This is a genomic window from Pandoraea capi, from assembly GCF_902459735.1.
GTDB lineage: Bacteria > Pseudomonadota > Gammaproteobacteria > Burkholderiales > Burkholderiaceae > Pandoraea > Pandoraea capi.
The window spans coordinates 529,091-546,884 of sequence record NZ_CABPRV010000003.1 but is presented as its reverse complement, the minus strand read 5'-3'; the positions used below and the strand labels follow the sequence as shown (position 1 = coordinate 546,884).

The window sequence follows — 17,794 nt, the reverse complement described above, 5'->3', positions numbered from 1 at the left end:
CGACACGCCCGCCGGATGACACGATCATGACCGAAGACAAAGACCAACCTCTCATCCATCTGCTCGATAACAACCGCGCCTGGGTCGCCAGCGTGAACGCGGAAGATCCCGCCTTTTTCGAGCGGCTGGCCAAGCAACAGGCCCCGGAATACCTCTGGATCGGCTGCTCGGACTCGCGTGTCCCGGCCAACCAGATTACGGGTCTGGCGCCGGGCGAAGTGTTCGTCCACCGCAATATCGCGAACGTGGTCGTGCATAGCGACCTGAACTGTCTGTCGGTTTTGCAGTTCGCCGTCGAAGTGCTGAAGGTGCGCCACATCATGGTGGTCGGTCACTACGGCTGCGGTGGCGTGGGCGCGGCGCTCGACGGCGCGAAGATGGGGCTCGTCGACAACTGGCTGCGCCACGTGCGCGATGTCTACGAGCGCCACGTCGATCAGATCGACGCGCTGCCCTCGCGCGACGCGCGTCATGATCGTTTGTGCGAGTTGAACGCCATCGAACAAGTCGTGAATATCTGTCATACGACGGTGCTGCGCGACGCCTGGGCACGCCATCAAGCTGTCACGGTGCATGGCTGGGTGTACGGCCTGCGCGACGGTCTGGTGCGCGACCTGCGCATGTCGGTGAATAGCCTCGAAGCACTGCCGCGTGTCTATGACCGCTGCGTGCAGGCGATGGCCGAATTACGGCATCCACGCGCCTAGCGCCACGCTTTCTATCCGTTTCAGGAGATTGCCATGCAACAAGACCCGATCGTCATCGTTTCCGCCGTCCGCACACCGATGGGGGGCCTGCAAGGGGTGTTCGGCGATGTCGCCGCCCCGCAACTGGGCGCCGCCGCCATTCGCGCGGCCGTCGAACGCGCCGGTCTGAAACCGGAACAGGTCGATGAAGTCGTGATGGGCTGCGTGCTGCCCGCCGGTCAGGGACAGGCACCGGCGCGTCAGGCCACGCTCGGTGCCGGTCTGCCGCTTGCCGCAGGCGCCACCACCGTCAACAAGATGTGCGGCTCGGGCATGCGCGCCGCCATGTTCGCCCACGACATGCTCGCCGCAGGCAGTGCCGACGTGATCGTCGCCGGCGGCATGGAGAGCATGAGCAACGCCCCCTATCTGCTGCCCAAAGCACGTGCCGGCATGCGCATGGGCCACGGTCAGGTCATCGATCACATGTTCATGGACGGTCTGGAAGACGCCTACGACAAGGGCCGCCTGATGGGCACCTTCGCCGAAGAATGCGCCGACCGTTACACGTTCACCCGCGAAGCGCAGGACGCCTTCGCTATCGCCTCGCTCGAACGCGCGCAGAACGCCACGAAGGACGGCTCGTTCGCATGGGAAATCACGCCCGTGACGGTGCCGGGCCGCAAGGGCGACACGGTCGTCGATCAGGACGAACAGCCGTTCAAGGCCAATCCCGAAAAGATCCCGACGCTCAAGGGCGCGTTCCGCAAGGACGGCACGGTGACGGCCGCGAACTCGTCGTCGATCTCGGACGGCGCCGCCGCCCTCGTGCTCATGCGCGAATCGACGGCCAAGCGCCTCGGCCTCGCGCCGCTCGCGCGCATTGCCGGACACAGCACCTTCGCACAGCAGCCGGGCCTGTTCACCACGGCTCCGGTCGGAGCGATGCGCAAGCTGTTCGAGAAGACCGGCTGGTCGACGTCTGACGTCGATCTGTACGAGATCAACGAAGCGTTCGCCGTCGTCACGATGGCAGCGATGCACGAGTTCGACCTGCCTCACGAGAAGGTGAACATCCACGGCGGCGCCTGTGCGCTCGGTCACCCGATCGGTGCGTCCGGTGCGCGCATTCTCGTCACGCTGATCGGCGCGCTGCGCAAGACCGGCGGCAAACGCGGCGTCGCGAGCCTGTGCATCGGCGGCGGTGAAGCGACCGCCATGGCCATCGAACTCGTCTGATCGGGAAGTTCATGAAAACAGCCCTCATCATCGGCGCCTCACGCGGCATCGGCATGGAATTCGTTCGGCAGTACCGCGAGGATGGCTGGCAGGTCTTCGCAACCGCCCGCAGCGACGACGCACTGGCCGCCCTGCGTGAGCTGGGCGCCCAGGCGCTGAAACTTGACGTCTCCCGCGTGGAATCGCTCTCCGGTCTGTCGTGGCAACTCGACGGCGTGGAACTGGACGTCGCGATCTACAACGCCGGAGTGAACTCCGAGCGCACGACCGGCCTCGCCCCGATCACGCAGGCGGAATTTGATCGCGTCTTCCATACCAACGTGCTCGGCGCCATGCAGGTCGCCCCGCTCGTGCTGCCCTTCGTGGAAGCGGCAGGCGGCGCGTTCGGCTTCCTGTCGAGCCGCATGGGCAGTGTCGCGTTGATGGAATCGAACGGTAGCTGGCTGTATCGCGCGAGCAAAGCGGCGGTCAATTCGGTGGTCAAGGCGGTGTCGCTCGAAGCGCAACGCGCTACGTGCGTCGCCATGCACCCGGGCTGGGTGCGCACCGACATGGGCGGCGAGAACGCCGACATCGACGTGCAGACGAGCGTGACCGGCATGCGACGTGTGCTCGCACGAGCGCCGGGCGAGCGCGCCACGCACAACGGCGGCTTCTACAACTACGACGGCAACGCGCTCACGTGGTAACGCGCGGGCATTGCACGACGAACACCCGACGACGCACCGACTCACGCAGGAAACCACGCTGTCACCGAGGCATCACGCAGTCCCGAAGTCACCGATAACAAGCTAGTGCCACACCGCCGTATCTTTTGATTCGCGGGCCAGAAACGTCACTCGGAACGGAGCCAACATGACGTCCGCCATCGACTTTTATTTCGACTTCGCATCCCCCTATGGGTATTTTGCGAGCACCTGCATCGACGACATCGCTTCGCGTAACGGACGTGGCGTCGCTTGGCATCCGATCCTGCTCGACATCGTCTACAAGGTGAACGGCACGGGCGCGCCGGTGCAGCATCCGATCAAGACGGAGTATCTGCGGCACGACGTGGAGCGCACAGCGCGCTTTCACGGCATCGATTACAAGCGACCGACGCATTTCCCGATTCCCACGCAAGCCGCCGAGCGCGCCGTGCTGTGGGTACAGGATCATCGCGGCGGCGACCTGTCGGCAGAATTCGCGAAGTCGATTTTTCGCGCACTCTACGTCGACGACGTGAACATCGGCGACCCGGCGGAACTCGTGCGGCTCGGCGAAGCGCTGGGCATCGACGGCGCGGCGCTCGACACCGGCATGCACTCGCCCGCCGCCAAGGATCACCTCAAGGCGGAGATCGATCTGGCGATGGCGCGCGGCGTGTTCGGCTCGCCGTTCGTGATCGTGGACGGCGAACCGTTCTGGGGCTTCGACCGCTTCCTGCAGGTCGAGGCCTGTCTGAAGCACGGCAGAATCTGACAACAAGGCAAGACACACGATGGCAAGACCCCAACCGCCGCAGCACAACGAACGCGAAGCCTGCCCCTGCGGCGGCCTCTCGTTCGAGGACTGCTGCGCCCGTTATCTGGAACGCGGCGATCTCCCGCCGACGGCCGAAGCGCTGATGCGCTCGCGCTATACGGCGTTCGTGCGTCAGAACGCCCCGTATCTGCTCGATACGTGGGCGGCGAGCACGCGTCCCGCCACGCTCGAATTCGACGACGCCCCGCAGTGGCTCGGCCTCCAGGTCAAAGCGCATCTGCAACGCGACGATACCCACGCCGAAGTCGAGTTCGTCGCCCGCTACAAGATCGGCGGGCGCGCGCACCGGCTGCATGAGCGCAGCCGCTTCGAGCGCGACGGCGACGGGCGCTGGCGTTACCTCGACGGCGATCTGTTCGACTGATTTCGGGCGGGTGCGCCGGCCAAAACACTCAACGACAACTCACAACTCCACCGGATTTCGTCACATGCCGATTCTCGAAAGCAAACTCAACCCGCGCGGCGAAGACTTTGCACGCAACGCGTCCGCGATGCAGACCGTGGTCGACGAACTTCGCGCACGCATCGCGCAACTGGCCGGTGGCGGCGGAGAAGCTGCGCGCAAAAAACACACGGGCCGGGGCAAACTGCTGCCGCGCGATCGCGTGCAGCAACTGCTCGATCCGGGCTCGCCGTTCCTCGAACTCTCGCAACTCGCCGCGACCGGCATGTATCACGACGACGCACCGGGTGCAGGCATCATCACGGGCATTGGGCGCGTGTCCGGTCAGGAATGCGTGATCGTGTGCAACGACGCCACGGTCAAGGGCGGCACGTACTACCCGATGACGGTCAAGAAACACCTGCGCGCGCAGGAGATCGCCGAGCAGAACCACCTGCCGTGTATCTATCTGGTGGATTCGGGCGGTGCGAACCTGCCCAATCAGGACGACGTCTTCCCCGATCGCGATCACTTCGGCCGCATCTTCTACAACCAGGCGCAGATGTCGGCGCAGGGCATTCCGCAGATCGCCGTGGTGATGGGATCGTGCACCGCCGGTGGCGCGTATGTGCCCGCGATGAGCGACGAGTCAATCATCGTCAAGGAGCAAGGCACGATTTTCCTCGGCGGCCCGCCGCTGGTGAAGGCCGCGACCGGCGAAGAAGTGAGTGCCGAAGACCTCGGCGGCGCCGATGTCCACACGCGTCTGTCGGGCGTGGCCGATCACTTCGCACAGAACGACGCCCACGCACTGTCCATCGCGCGCAGCATCGCGGCGAACCTGAACCGTCGCAAACCGGCGAGCGTGGCGGTCAAAGCGCCGGTCGAGCCGAAGTACGACGCCCGCGAACTGTACGGCGTGATCCCCGCCGACACGAAGAAGCCGTTCGACGTGCGCGAAGTGATCGCGCGTCTGGTCGACGGCTCCGAGTTCGACGAATTCAAGGCACGCTACGGCACCACGCTCGTGTGCGGCTTTGCGCATCTGTGGGGCTATCCGGTCGGCATCGTCGCGAACAACGGCATTCTGTTTTCGGAGTCTGCCCAGAAGGGCGCGCACTTCATCGAGCTGTGCTGCCAACGCAAGATCCCGCTGATCTTCTTGCAAAACATCACGGGCTTCATGGTCGGGCGCAAGTACGAGAACGAAGGCATCGCCAAGCACGGCGCGAAGATGGTGACGGCAGTCGCCACCGCGAACGTGCCGAAGTTCACCGTCATCATCGGCGGATCGTTCGGCGCAGGTAACTACGGCATGTGCGGTCGCGCCTACTCGCCGCGCTTCCTGTGGATGTGGCCGAACGCACGCATCTCGGTGATGGGCGGCGAACAGGCGGCGTCGGTGCTCGCGACCGTCAAGCGCGACGGCATCGAAGGCAAGGGCGGCCAGTGGAGCGCCGAGGAAGAAGACGCCTTCAAGCAACCGATCCGCGATCAGTACGAGCGTCAGGGCCATCCGTTCTACGCGAGCGCGCGCCTCTGGGACGACGGCGTGATCGATCCCGCCGACACCCGTACCGTGCTCGGCCTCGGGCTGTCCGCCGCGCTCAACGCGCCGATTCCGGAAACGCGCTTTGGCCTGTTCCGCATGTAAGCGGACGTCATCCGCTATCTCGGTCCCCGGCCCCGGTCCATCAAGGAATATCGTCATGAATCTCGCAACGCTCAAGTTCAGTGTCGACGCTCACGTCGCCACCGTCACGCTCAACCGCCCGGACGTGCGCAACGCGTTCAACGAAACCGTCATCGAAGAACTGACGGGCACGTTCCGCGCGCTGGCCTCGAACGACGACGTGCGCGCCATCGTGCTCGCCGCCGAAGGCGTGGCGTTCTGCGCCGGCGCCGACCTGAACTGGATGAAGAAGATGGCCGGGTACTCGGACACCGAGAACCGCGCCGACGCCATGACGCTCGCCGTCATGCTGAGCACGATCTACCGCTGCCCCAAGCCGGTGATCGCGCGCGTGCAGGGCGACACCTACGCCGGAGGCGTGGGACTCGCCGCGGTGGCCGATATCGTCGTCGCTGTCGACACGGCGCATTTCTGCCTGTCGGAAGCCAAGCTCGGCCTGATTCCCGCGACCATCGGCCCGTACGTGATTCGTGCGCTCGGCGAGCAGGCGTCGCGCCGCTACTTCGTGACGGCAGAGCGCTTCACGGCAGCCACGGCGCAACGTCTCGGCCTGGTGCACGAGGTCGTCGCCGCCGATGCGCTCGACAGCACGGTCGGCGCGCTGGCCAAGGCGCTCGTCGACAACAGCCCGAACGCCGTGAAGGAATGCAAACGCCTCGTGCAGGACTTCGCAGGACGCGCCATCGACGAAGCCGTCATCGCCGACACGGCGGATCGCATCGCGAAGATCCGTGCGTCCGACGAGGGACGCGAAGGGGTCCGCTCGTTCCTCGAGAAGCGTTCGCCGTCATGGCGCGACGCCTCCTGAGTCCATAGGCCGCACCCGCCGATATCGGCACGCTTCATCGGTTACAAAATTTTTTTGGGAAGGGTGACAGCGGAGATGTCGCAACGTTACCGGCGAGATTTACGAACTTGTCGATAACATCTTTTTACGGCTCACAAAATAGCGAGTTCTCGCATTAATTCCGCCTATTGCCCTGCCAAATCGCTTTGCCTACCATGCGCCCATCCCCCACCTCCGGCCACGTGCAGCAATCCGCAGTCCCCTGCACTGCACAGGCCAGCCGGACGAACGACGTGCCCAGTGCACGTTACGACGTACGTGATGAAGCACGTCGTGAGTTCCGGCCCTCCAAGGAGTCAACGATGGACGCCTCCCTGCGCCCTAACGTCGCGAATGCCGCCGCAACCCAGGCGGGCAATCGTGGCAATCCCGGCGACCTTGCCGCGCGCAGTCTGCGGCAGGTCTGGCACCCCTGTACGCAGATGAAGCAACAGGCAAAGCTCCCCCTCGTCGCGCTGTCTCACGGCGAAGGTCCCTGGCTCGTCGACACCGACGGCGAGCGCTACCTCGATGCGATCAGCTCGTGGTGGGTCAACCTGTTCGGCCATGCAAACCCGCGCATCAACGCGGCGCTCGTCGATCAGCTCGGCCGCCTCGAACACGCCATGCTCGCGGGCTTCACGCACGAGCCCGTGGTGTCGTTGGCCGAACGGCTGTCGGCGTTGACCGGCGGCGTGCTCGGCCATGCGTTCTTCGCGTCCGATGGCGCGTCCGCCGTCGAGATCGCGCTCAAGATGAGTTTTCATGCGTGGCGCAATCGCGGCCACGAGAACAAGCGCGAGTTCGTGTGCGTGCGCAACGGCTATCACGGTGAGACGCTCGGCGCGCTCGCGGTGACTGACGTCGCGCTGTTCCGCGATGCCTACGACCCGTTGCTGCGCCACGCGCATGTCGTGGCATCGCCGGACGCGCGTCTCGCACGCGATGGCGAGCGCCCCATTGACGTGGCCCGACGCGCCGCCGCCGAACTCGACACGCTGCTCTCCGAGCGCGAGGGACGCATCGCCGCCGTCATCGTCGAGCCGCTGGTGCAATGCGCGGCGGGCATGGCGATGCACGACCCCGAATATCTGCGCCTCGTGCGCGCGCTGTGCGACAAGCACGACGCACACATGATCGCCGACGAGATCGCCGTCGGTTGCGGCCGCACGGGCACGTTCTTCGCGAGTGAGCAGGCCGGTATCTGGCCCGATCTGCTCACGCTGTCCAAGGGCATCAGCGGCGGCTATCTGCCGCTCTCGCTGGTGCTCTCGCGCGACGCGATCTACGACGCCTTCTACGACGACGACACCGCGCGCGGCTTCCTGCACTCGCACTCGTACACGGGCAATCCGCTCGCGTGCCGTGCGGCACTCGCCACGCTCGACATCTTTGCCGACGACGACGTGCTCGCCGCCAACGCCGTGCGCGCTGCGCGCCTCACGCAAGCCCTCGCGCCGCTGGCCGACGATCCGCGCGCGAAGCACTTCCGTCATCGCGGCATGATCTTGGCGTTCGACGCCGTGCTGCCGGAGGCACAGGGCGCCGCCGGCGCCTTCGCGAAGCGCTTCTATACCGAAGCCCGTGCGCGCGGCGTGCTGCTGCGCCCCATCGGCGCGACGGTGTACCTGATGCCGCCCTACGTGCTCGACGACGGCACCGTCGACTGGCTCGCCACGCAAACGCTCGCGGCGTTCGACGTCACCATGCAACACATCGGTTCCGGTGCGGAGGTGACGGCATGACGCAGCATCCCTTGCTCGATCGTCTCGACGCCGGCCTCGCGGAAATCGACCGCCAGCATTTGCGCCGTCGCCATCGCGTGGTATCCACCCCGTGCCGTCCGCACGTGGAAGCCGACGGCCGCCCTGTTCTCGCTTTCGCCAGCAACGACTATCTCGGCCTCGCCGCCCATCCGAAAGTTGTCGACGCGCTGGTCGAAGGCGCGCAGCGCTACGGCGCCGGCAGCGGGGCATCGCACCTCATCAGCGGCCACTCACAGGCCCACGCGGAACTCGAAGACGCGCTCGCCGAATTCATGTCGCCGCATCTGGTGGACGCTCGCGCGCTGTACTTCTGCACCGGCTACATGGCCAATCTGGCGACGATCTCGGCGCTCGCGACCAAAGACGCCGAGATCTTCTCCGAAGCGCTCAACCATGCGTCGCTGATCGACGGTGCACGTCTGTCGCGCGCGCGGACTCACGTCTATCCGCACGGCGACGTCGACGCGCTCGCGGCACTGCTCGAAGCGAGCACCGCCGAGACGAAACTGATCGTCACCGACGGTGTGTTCTCGATGGACGGCGACATCGCACCGCTGCCGCAATTGCTGGCCCTCGCGGAACGTCATGACGCCTGGCTGATCGTGGACGATGCGCACGGCTTCGGCGTCGTCGGCGAGAACGGGCACGGCGTGTTCGAGCACTTCGACATGCGCTCGCCGAACCTCGTCATCATCGGCACGCTCGGCAAGGCCGCCGGTGTGGGCGGTGCGTTCGTGGCGGCGAACCGCCGTGTCGTCGAGTGGCTCATCAACCGGGCGCGTCCGTATATCTTCACGACCGCGGCGGCGCCGTCGCAGGCGCACGCGTTGCTCGCCAGCCTAAAGATCATTGCGGGCGATGAAGGCCGACAGCGTCGCGCGACGTTGCAGGCGCGAATCGCACAACTGCGCGATTCGCTCACGCTCACGCACTGGCGTCACATGGTCTCGCCCACGGGCGTGCAACCGATCATCCTCGGCGAGAACGCCGCAGCCCTGCATGCGCAAGCGGGACTGGCCGAAGCCGGGCTGTGGGTGCCTGCGATTCGACCGCCCACGGTAGCGCCGGGGACGTCGCGCCTGCGCGTCACCCTGAGCGCCGCGCACACGGCCGAAGACGTCGAGCGTCTGACGCGCGCCATCAACCAGCTCGATCGCGACTGGGAGGCACCTGCGCATGACTGACCGGAACCTCTCACTCGACGTCACCGATGTCGGCATGCCCGCCGAGCGCGCGGCACCCGCGCGTCACGCGTTCTTCGTCACCGGTACCGATACCGAGATCGGCAAGACGCTCGTTTCGTCTGCACTGTTGCACGCCGCGGCCCGTCGCGGGCTGGTGTGCGCCGGGCTGAAGTCGGTGGCGGCAGGCGCATCGGAACACAACGGGCGCTTCGTCAATGAAGACGTCGAGCAGTTGCATCAGGCGAGCAATCTGAAATTGCCCGACGACTGGTATTGCCCGTATGTGCTCAAGGACGCCACCGCGCCGCACATCGCTGCCGCTGCCGAGGGCATTGCGCTCGATTGCAGCGTGATTCGCGCCGGTTATGCGCGCATTGCCGCGCGCGCCGATCTGGTGATCGTCGAAGGTGTCGGCGGCTTTCGCGTGCCGCTCGGCCCCGACGCGAGCGCGCCGGATACCGCCGATCTCGCACGTCAGCTCGGCTTGCCGGTGATCCTCGTCGTCGGCCTGCGTCTCGGTTGTATCAGCCATGCATTGCTCACCGCCGAGGCAATTACCTCGCGCGGTCTGACGCTCGCAGGCTGGGTAGCGAATCACGTCGATCCGGACATGCGTCATGTGGACGCGAACGTCGACGCGATTGCCGCACGACTCGGCGCGCCGCTGCTCGGGCGTGTGCCGCATCTGCCGCACCCCGACGCCGCCACGGCTTCCGGCTATCTCGACATTGCGCCGCTCGTCGATGCGGCGCTGCCTCGCGCAGCGCAGTCGCTCACACCACGGCCACATGCGGCGCCCTGAGCGAACCTCGCTCGCGCCCGCTGTCGAACCTATCGAACATACAGAACTCACAGAATTCAAGGAATCCCACCATGCAAGTTCACGCCCACACCGCCGCTCACGGACACGACGAAGCCCTGCGCCGCAACGACACGCCCTGGACCGTTACCGACATCGAAGCGCTGTTCGCCCTGCCGTTCAACGATCTGATCTTCCGCGCGCAGCAAGTGCATCGCGAGCATTTCGACGCCAACGCCGTGCAACTCTCGACGCTGCTCTCGATCAAGACCGGCGGCTGCCCGGAAGACTGCGCCTACTGCCCGCAGTCCGCTCGCTACGACACCGGCGTGGAAGCCGAGAAGCTCATGCCCGTCGAGGAAGTCGTGGCCGCCGCCCAGCGCGCCAAGGATGCGGGCGCGACCCGCTTCTGCATGGGCGCTGCATGGCGCAGCCCGAAGCCGCATCAGGTCGACGCCGTGGGCGAGATGGTGCGCAGCGTCAAGGCGCTTGGCCTGGAGACGTGCGTGACGCTCGGCATGCTGCGCGATGGTCAGGCCCAGCAACTGCGCGACGCCGGCCTGGACTACTACAACCACAACCTCGATACGTCGCCCGAGTTCTACGGTCAGATCATCACCACGCGCACGTATCAGGATCGTCTGGACACCCTCGCCCGTGTGCGCGACGCCGGACTCAAGGTCTGCTGCGGCGGCATCGTGGGTCTCGGCGAGACCCGTCGTGAGCGCGCCGGTCTGATCGCGCAACTGGCGAACATGTCGCCGTACCCGGAGTCGGTGCCCATCAACAACCTGATGAAGGTCGAGGGCACGCCGCTCGAAGACAACGAGAACGTGGACCCGTTCGATTTCGTGCGCATGATCGCGGTCGCACGTATCACGATGCCGCGCGCCATGGTGCGTCTGTCGGCCGGGCGCGAGATGATGGACGACGCGCTGCAATCGCTGTGCTTCCTCGCCGGCGCGAACTCGATGTTCTACGGCGAGAAGCTGCTCGTGACGCAGAACCCGCAGGCCGAACACGACCGCGCGCTGCTCGCACGCCTGGGCATGCGCACGTCGACGGAAGACAAGCTCGGCACGGAAAACGCCGAGGGCGTCGGAAGCGCCGACGCCTGCGACCCGCTCAAGCCCTGCGCCACCCACTGAACGGAACGGCGGGCGACCGACGCTGACAGGTTGGTGTAGACGGATGCAAGCGTAGAAGGATTGACGGACGAACGACCGCCACAGCGACGACATCGCACAAGACGATTCGCTGTGGCGGTCGAGCTGATTAGCAAAGAGAATGGTGCAAGTGCCCCGGCCTGCCGTCACAAGCGGCATCGTCGGGGGCAAGCGCCGCCCAAATCGATCATTTTCCGGAGGCAACATGTTCGACAAGATCCTCATCGCCAACCGCGGCGAAATCGCCTGCCGTGTGGCGGCTACGGCCGCACGGCTGGGCATTCGCACGGTGGCCGTCTATTCCGACGCCGACGCGCACGCCAAGCACGTTGCCGTGTGCGACGAAGCCGTACACGTCGGCGGCGCCGCCGCACGCGACAGCTATCTGCGCATCGACGCCATCATCGACGCCGCCCGCGCGACCGGCGCTCAGGCCATCCACCCGGGCTACGGCTTCCTGTCCGAGAACGAGGCGTTTGCCGCCGCGTGCCACGAAGCAGGCATCGTCTTCATCGGCCCGCCGGTCGGCGCCATTCACGCCATGGGCAGCAAGAGCGCCGCCAAGACGCTCATGGAAGGCGCGGCCGTGCCGCTGGTGCCCGGCTACCACGGCGACAATCAGGATCCTGAATTCCTTCACGCCCGTGCCGACGACATCGGCTACCCCGTGCTGCTCAAGGCCAGCGCAGGCGGCGGCGGCAAGGGCATGCGCGTGGTTGAACGCAGCGAGGAATTCCGCGCCGCGCTCGCCTCGTGCCAGCGCGAAGCCGCCAGCAGCTTCGGCGACGAGCGCGTGCTGGTGGAGAAGTATCTGACGCGTCCGCGTCACATCGAGATTCAGGTGTTCGCCGACACGCACGGCAATTGCGTCTATCTGTTCGAGCGCGACTGCTCGGTGCAGCGTCGTCACCAGAAGGTGCTGGAAGAAGCGCCCGCACCCGGCATGACCGAGGCGCGTCGCCGCGCGATGGGTGAGGCCGCCTGCAATGCCGCACGTGCCGTTGGCTACGTGGGCGCGGGGACGGTCGAGTTCATCGCCAATCAGGACGGCTCGTTCTACTTCATGGAGATGAACACGCGTCTTCAGGTGGAGCACCCCGTCACCGAAATGATCACCGGCCTCGATCTGGTCGAGTGGCAGTTGCGCGTGGCCGCCGGTGAAGTGCTGCCGCGCAGGCAGGAGGAACTGCGCATCCACGGACACGCGCTCGAAGCGCGTATCTATGCGGAGAATCCGGACAACAATTTCCTGCCGTCCACCGGAACGCTGTCGACGCTGCGCCCGCCCGCTGCGGTGCAGTTCGAGATTGGCGGCGCGGCCTCCCCCGCGGCCGTGCGTATCGATTCGGGCGTGCGCGAAGGCGACACCATCTCGCCGTTCTACGACCCGATGATCGCGAAGCTGATCGTGTGGGGGCAAGACCGCGACGAAGCGCTCGCCCGCATGCGTCGCGCACTGGGTCAGTATCGCGTGGTCGGCGTGCAGACGAACATCGCATTCCTCGGACGCCTCGTCGCCAGCGAGCCGTTCGCCGGTGCCGATCTCGACACGGGCCTCATCGAACGCCATCGCGACGCGCTGTTCCCGGCTGCCGCCCCGGTGCCCGCCACGACGCTCGCGCTGGCGGTGGCCGCGCAGCTCGGTCGCGAGACCGTCGTCGGCCTGCGCAAGTATCAGGACAGCGTCGACCGTCATTCGCCGTGGCAATCGGCGACCGGCTGGCGGCTGAACGGCGACTACCGCCGCACGCTGTCGTTCGATCATGGCGAGACGCGTCTGGACGTCATCCTCACGAGCAACGCGCAAGCGAGCACGCTCACGGTGGACGGACAGACGTATCCGTATCGCTACACGCACGACGCCAGCGTGTATCGCGTGACGCTCGGCGAGCGTCGCGTGCAGGGCCACGTGGACTTCGAGCATGAGACGGCTCACGTCTTCGCCGACGGTCAGTCGTGGACGCTGCGCTGGCACGATCCGCTCGCACAGGCCGGCGCACAGGAAGGCGGTGAAGGCCGTCTGACCGCGCCGATGCCGGGCAAGGTCATCGCCGTGCTCGCGCCCGCCGGGACGAAGGTCGAGAAAGGCACGCCGCTGCTGGTGATGGAAGCGATGAAGATGGAACACACCATCAGCGCGCCGGCCGATGGCGAGATCGAAGAAGTGCTGTACGCCGTGGGCGATCAGGTGCCGGAAGGCGCGCAGTTGCTGGCGTTCAAGCGGTAAATTGCATTGCAGCGCACGGCGCCGTTCGACTCACACCGAGTCGTGCGCCTGTGCGCTGAAGATCACCTGACGCCGGAATTGCTCCGGCGTCAGTCCCGACTGGCGCGTGAACATCTCGATGAAGGCCGAGGGCGTCGCGTAACCCAGATCGAACGCGATGGACTTCACGGTGCGTCCCGCCTCCAGGGCATCGATGGCGCGAAAGAAACGCATGCGCTGACGCCATTGCCCCAACGTCATCCCCAACTCCGTCAGACAGTGACGCGCGAACGTGCGCTCCGTCATGGAGACCGTCGCCGCCCATGCCTCGACCGTGCGATTATCGCCGGGCTCGCTTTGTAACGCTTCCAGCACACGCACCAGCGACGGCGATCTCGCCTGCGGCAGAAAACGCGGCTCGGCCGGGGCCAGTGCGATCTGGTCGACGAGCACATGCGCGAGACGCTTGTCGGCCTCGGTCGCCGGGCAGGCGACGCCGCGCTCGGCGAAGTCGCAGAGAATCGCGCGCAGCAAGCCGCTGATACGCAACGTCGCGGCATGGGCCGGGAGCTCGCGCGCCAGCGAAGCGTCGATGTACACCGACCGGTAGATCACGGCTTCCGCGTTGAAGCTCGCATGCGTAGCCTTTGGCGGCACCCACACGGCGTACTGCGGCGGGGAGAGAAACCGCGCGCCCTCGATCTCGATCTGCATCACGCCATTGGCCACGTAGCTGAACGTGCCCCAGTCGTGGCGATGCGGCACCCACGCGGTCTGCGCATCGAACTCGTCGTAGCGGAAGTAGACCGGATACGGCAGGGTCTTGAAACTCGGCCAGTTGTAGCGGACGGTCATGGCGAATGGAAAAGTCGGAGGCTATCGGCAATGCATACGCGCAGGCGTACGTCTCCAGGACAACCGATATGCGGGCATCTTACCTTTGCACCCGCCGCCACGGCGAATTTCGCGCCGGCCGTGCGCTGCGCTTGCGAATCGATAGTCCGCGGAGTCGCAGCAGGTTAGTCCTGCAAGCAGCGTTGCCTATACCGAAGAAGGCGAGCCTCGTTTGCGTCGCGCAATGCCCGTGCATCCGATAACAAGGCTCGACTGCGAAATCTTCTGCCAGGTGTCATGCTTCGGGCTAGCGCGATTTGCGTCGGCCTCCGACGCCGGCGGTCATCCCCCGCGCAGCACGACCTTCCTTTGCCTCAGGAGAACGTATGAACATCGGATTTCTCGGACTCGGCACGATGGGTGCCCCCATGGCGCGCAATCTTCTCAAGGCGGGCTTCCCGCTGCGCGTGTGGAACCGCTCGCCCGGCCCCGTCGATGCGCTCGCGGTCGATGGCGCCGTGCCGACGTCCAGCCCCGCGCACGCTGCGCTCGGCAGTGACGTGCTCATCGCCATGCTCGCGGACGACGACACCTCGCGCACCGTGCTGGTCGACGGCGGCGCCCTGAGCGCGCTCACGCCTGGCGCCATCGTCGTGAACATGGCGACTGTGTCGCTCGCGTTCGCCCGCGAAATGCGCACGCAATGCGAGGCGCTCGGCCTGCGGTATGTCGCGGCACCGGTGCTCGGCCGCGTGAACGTCGCCGAAGCCGGCAAGCTCAACATTCTGGCCGCCGGCGCCGCCGACGTCCTCGACACGGTCCAGCCGTTGTTCGACGTGCTGGGTCAGCGCACCTGGCGCTTCGGCGATGTGCCCGAACAGGCGAACGTCGTGAAGCTCGCCGGCAACTTCATGATCGCGAGCGCCATCGAGGCGATGAGCGAAGCCGCTGCGCTCGCCGAAGGGCACGGCGTGGCAGGCAGCGATTTTCTCGAGATGATCACGACGACGATGTTCAACACGCCCGCTTACACCGGATACGGTGCGGCCATTTCGAAACAAGTCTTCGAACCGGCGGGATTCAAACTGGCACTCGGCGCCAAGGACGTGCGCCTCGCCTTGCTTGCCGGAGAAGCGGCGAACGTGCCGCTGCCATTTGCGAGCGTGTTGCGTGACAACCACCTCGACAGCCTTGCACACGATGAGGGTCAACTGGATTGGGCGGCATTGTCGCGGGTGGCCTTGCGCCGCGCGGGTCTGCGCAGGGACGACAACTGACGAGATCGAGGGATACGCGCGAAGCGGGTCGCTTCGCGTGACCGCTTTTCGCGGGGTTTGGGCGTGTTTCCTAAGGAGGGTTCCTAGAAAATCCGTTGGCGACCGGGAGTGGCGGTCGCTGCCATGCGGACTTACGTTGTTTCGGAATTTTCATACGGAATCCGAATAGGGGTTCAGAAATATTCTCGGTGTCGATTTCAACCAAGCGCGCAAAAGCGCCCGACACCATGAACCAACGTCCACACTCGAAAACCGGCCTGCGCGCCCTCGCGCTCGCCGCCTCGCTCACGTTGCTCGCCTTGCCGGCGAGCGTTGGCGCGCAGAGCAAGGTCACGCTGTACGGCACGATCGATTCCGGCTTCGTGCACGCCAACCACACGGCGGGCGCCAGCGGCCCCGAGTCGTTTTCCGGCATCACGAGCAACATCATTGGCGGTAGCCGCTGGGGCCTGCGCGGCACGGAATCGCTCGGCAACGGCCTCTCCGCGCTGTTCCAGATCGAGAGCGGCTTCAACGCCGTGAACGGCAGCATGGGCAATGGCGGTCTGGCCTTCGGCCGCAAAGCCATCGTCGGTCTGAGAAGCGCCGAATGGGGCGAAGTCACGATCGGCCGTCAGTACGACCCGGTCGTCAACCTCGTGCAGGGCCTGACCGCCGACGGCGTCTTCGGCGGCTTCTTCGCCACACCGGGCGACGTCGACAACTACGACAACGGCGCGCGCATCAACAACGCGATCCGCTACGCCACGCCGAACTTCGGCGGCCTGCAATTCGAAGGGATGTACGCGACCGGCAACGTCGCGGGCAAGGAAGGCGCGGGCCGGTCTTACGGTCTGGCGGGTGCCTACAGCAACGGCCCGATCGCACTGGCGGCGGGCTACTTCTTCGCCGATGGCGGCAGCAATCGCGGCGTCTTCACCGGGAATCCCGACTGGCCGTATCGCGAATGGACCAGCAGCGCCGGTTCGCTGTTCAATTCGCCGATCAATGCCGGTTTTCGGACGGCGAGCAAAGTGCGCATTGCACGCGTCGGCGCGAAATACGCCGTGGGGCCCGCAATTCTCGGTGTGTCGTTCTCCAACGCGCAATACGCCAGCGATAACTTGTCGCTGTTCACCGGCACGGCCAAATTCGACACCGTCAATGCGTTCGCCACCTATGCGCTTACGCCCGCCATCAACACCGGCATTGGCTACAGCTACACGCGCATGCGGTCCGACGGCACGATCGGTGCGCATTACAACCAGTTCAATGCGGGGGTCACTTATGCGCTGTCCAAGCGCACGTCCACTTATGTCATCGGCGGCTATCAGCAAGCCGTGGGCAAGACGCTGAATCAGGGACGTGCCGTGGAAGCGACCGCATCGGTCGGGTCCTACGGCCTCGACGCCGGTGCGCGCACGCAGCTTTTACTCGGTATGGGCCTGAAGCATAGCTTCTGATCGTCGCCACACCGTTATCGGCCCGAATGCGAGAAAGCATGCGGGTTCGGGCCGATTTCCCCTTGAATTCAATGCGCCTTAAATTCAAACGAATGTTTGGAATATCGAGGTAATTCGTCTAAAAAAATACACTATTTACGATTTTAAGGGTTTACCCTATTCGGGAATCTCATTAGAATTCACTCCATTGAAGTTACATGCAGTTGCAGCCGGCAGCAGTCACGCTTTTTGATTTCCCAACGAATTCGATGCGCACCGGTTATCTGGCGCTGCCATCGTTTCAGGGAGAAGTGTTGTGGCTTTCGTAAGTTGGTTGTTCATCGCGGCATTCGCCATTTCGATTTCGGCAGCGCGTGTGAAGCAACTGCATCGTCGTGCGATGCGCACCGCAGCTTCTGCGCATGTGGAGCGTGTACTGCGCTACCGCCGTAGTCATCGCGTGACGGCTTGCCCCCGCATTCAGTTCAAGGATGCCGCGTAAGTCAGCGACATCCGGCAGTAGCAGTAGCAGTAGCAGTAGCAGTAGCAGTAGCAGTAGCAGTAGCAGTAGCAGTAGCAGTAGCAGTAGCAGTTCGGAAGATTGTGTTTCTCGTAGTTCCGCTTTATTGGCGTTATCCGAAGTTGCAGTTCAATCCGCAGTAGCAGTTCAGCAAGTCGCAGTATCGCAAGTTCGAAGTCTGCATCGCTGTACACGCATCACCCGCAGTCCTGTAGTTGGAAGGTCTCGCATCAACGCAGTATCCCGTCATACCCAGCAGTCTCTGTAACAC

At 65.1% G+C, this 17,794-nt stretch carries 16 protein-coding genes; 15 read left to right on the top strand and 1 reads right to left on the bottom strand.

Annotated features, from left to right (window positions below):
• Positions 1 to 26: 26 nt before the first annotated feature.
• The 12 genes from can to PCA20602_RS09150 all read left to right on the top strand — a co-directional run bounded on the left by can (position 27) and on the right by PCA20602_RS09150 (position 13,492).
• The gene (can, locus tag PCA20602_RS09205; protein ID WP_150720946.1) at positions 27 to 707 is read left to right on the top strand and encodes a carbonate dehydratase; all 681 of its coding nucleotides are present in this window, start codon (positions 27 to 29) and stop codon (positions 705 to 707) included.
• Between the two features lie 33 nt (positions 708 to 740).
• Positions 741 to 1,925: an acetyl-CoA C-acetyltransferase gene (locus tag PCA20602_RS09200; RefSeq protein WP_069343207.1), complete on the top strand. Its 1,185-nt coding sequence runs from the start codon at positions 741 to 743 to the stop codon at positions 1,923 to 1,925.
• A gap of 11 nt (positions 1,926 to 1,936) precedes the next feature.
• Positions 1,937 to 2,614: an SDR family oxidoreductase gene (locus PCA20602_RS09195; RefSeq protein WP_150720945.1), complete on the top strand. Its 678-nt coding sequence runs from the start codon at positions 1,937 to 1,939 to the stop codon at positions 2,612 to 2,614.
• 166 nt (positions 2,615 to 2,780) lie between these two features.
• Positions 2,781 to 3,386 carry a 2-hydroxychromene-2-carboxylate isomerase gene (locus PCA20602_RS09190; RefSeq protein ID WP_069343209.1) on the top strand — a complete coding sequence of 202 codons (606 nt, stop codon included), beginning with the start codon at positions 2,781 to 2,783 and terminating at the stop codon, positions 3,384 to 3,386.
• Between the two features lie 19 nt (positions 3,387 to 3,405).
• On the top strand, positions 3,406 to 3,813 hold the full coding sequence (locus PCA20602_RS09185; RefSeq protein ID WP_150720944.1) for a YchJ family protein: 408 nt from the start codon (positions 3,406 to 3,408) through the stop codon (positions 3,811 to 3,813).
• 64 nt (positions 3,814 to 3,877) lie between these two features.
• The gene (locus tag PCA20602_RS09180; protein WP_069343211.1) at positions 3,878 to 5,485 is read left to right on the top strand and encodes a carboxyl transferase domain-containing protein; all 1,608 of its coding nucleotides are present in this window, start codon (positions 3,878 to 3,880) and stop codon (positions 5,483 to 5,485) included.
• Positions 5,486 to 5,540: 55 nt separating this feature from the next.
• Entirely contained in the window at positions 5,541 to 6,332 is a 792-nt protein-coding gene (locus PCA20602_RS09175) for an enoyl-CoA hydratase/isomerase family protein (RefSeq protein WP_150720943.1), read from the top strand.
• Positions 6,333 to 6,673: 341 nt separating this feature from the next.
• Positions 6,674 to 8,095, top strand: a complete 1,422-nt coding sequence (gene bioA / locus PCA20602_RS09170; RefSeq protein WP_246182095.1) for an adenosylmethionine--8-amino-7-oxononanoate transaminase — start codon at positions 6,674 to 6,676, stop codon at positions 8,093 to 8,095.
• Positions 8,092 to 9,300, top strand: a complete 1,209-nt coding sequence (bioF, locus tag PCA20602_RS09165) for an 8-amino-7-oxononanoate synthase (protein WP_150720942.1) — start codon at positions 8,092 to 8,094, stop codon at positions 9,298 to 9,300. Before bioA ends, bioF begins: the two co-directional genes overlap by 4 nt.
• Complete coding sequence (gene bioD / locus PCA20602_RS09160; protein WP_425495656.1) at positions 9,293 to 10,102, top strand: dethiobiotin synthase; 810 nt, start codon at positions 9,293 to 9,295, stop codon at positions 10,100 to 10,102. The genes bioF and bioD overlap by 8 nt, the downstream gene beginning before the upstream one ends.
• 71 nt (positions 10,103 to 10,173) lie before the next feature.
• The gene (gene bioB / locus PCA20602_RS09155; protein WP_246182094.1) at positions 10,174 to 11,247 is read left to right on the top strand and encodes a biotin synthase BioB; all 1,074 of its coding nucleotides are present in this window, start codon (positions 10,174 to 10,176) and stop codon (positions 11,245 to 11,247) included.
• 223 nt (positions 11,248 to 11,470) lie between these two features.
• A complete protein-coding gene (locus tag PCA20602_RS09150; protein ID WP_150720941.1) occupies positions 11,471 to 13,492 on the top strand; it encodes an acetyl/propionyl/methylcrotonyl-CoA carboxylase subunit alpha in 2,022 nt (673 codons plus the stop codon).
• Positions 13,493 to 13,522: 30 nt separating this feature from the next.
• Here PCA20602_RS09150 and PCA20602_RS09145 read toward each other — a convergent pair whose 3' ends face one another.
• Positions 13,523 to 14,326, bottom strand: a complete 804-nt coding sequence (locus PCA20602_RS09145) for an AraC family transcriptional regulator (RefSeq protein ID WP_150720940.1) — start codon at positions 14,324 to 14,326, stop codon at positions 13,523 to 13,525.
• Between the two features lie 365 nt (positions 14,327 to 14,691).
• Between PCA20602_RS09145 and PCA20602_RS09140 the strand changes: the two genes are divergently transcribed.
• The 3 genes from PCA20602_RS09140 to PCA20602_RS09130 all read left to right on the top strand — a co-directional run bounded on the left by PCA20602_RS09140 (position 14,692) and on the right by PCA20602_RS09130 (position 17,505).
• Positions 14,692 to 15,582, top strand: coding sequence for an NAD(P)-dependent oxidoreductase (locus PCA20602_RS09140; RefSeq protein WP_150720939.1), 891 nt, complete (start codon positions 14,692 to 14,694; stop codon positions 15,580 to 15,582).
• 227 nt (positions 15,583 to 15,809) lie between these two features.
• Complete coding sequence (locus tag PCA20602_RS09135) at positions 15,810 to 17,024, top strand: porin (RefSeq protein ID WP_150720938.1); 1,215 nt, start codon at positions 15,810 to 15,812, stop codon at positions 17,022 to 17,024.
• A gap of 295 nt (positions 17,025 to 17,319) precedes the next feature.
• Positions 17,320 to 17,505, top strand: coding sequence for a hypothetical protein (locus tag PCA20602_RS09130; protein WP_150720937.1), 186 nt, complete (start codon positions 17,320 to 17,322; stop codon positions 17,503 to 17,505).
• The last annotated feature ends 289 nt before the right edge of the window (positions 17,506 to 17,794 follow it).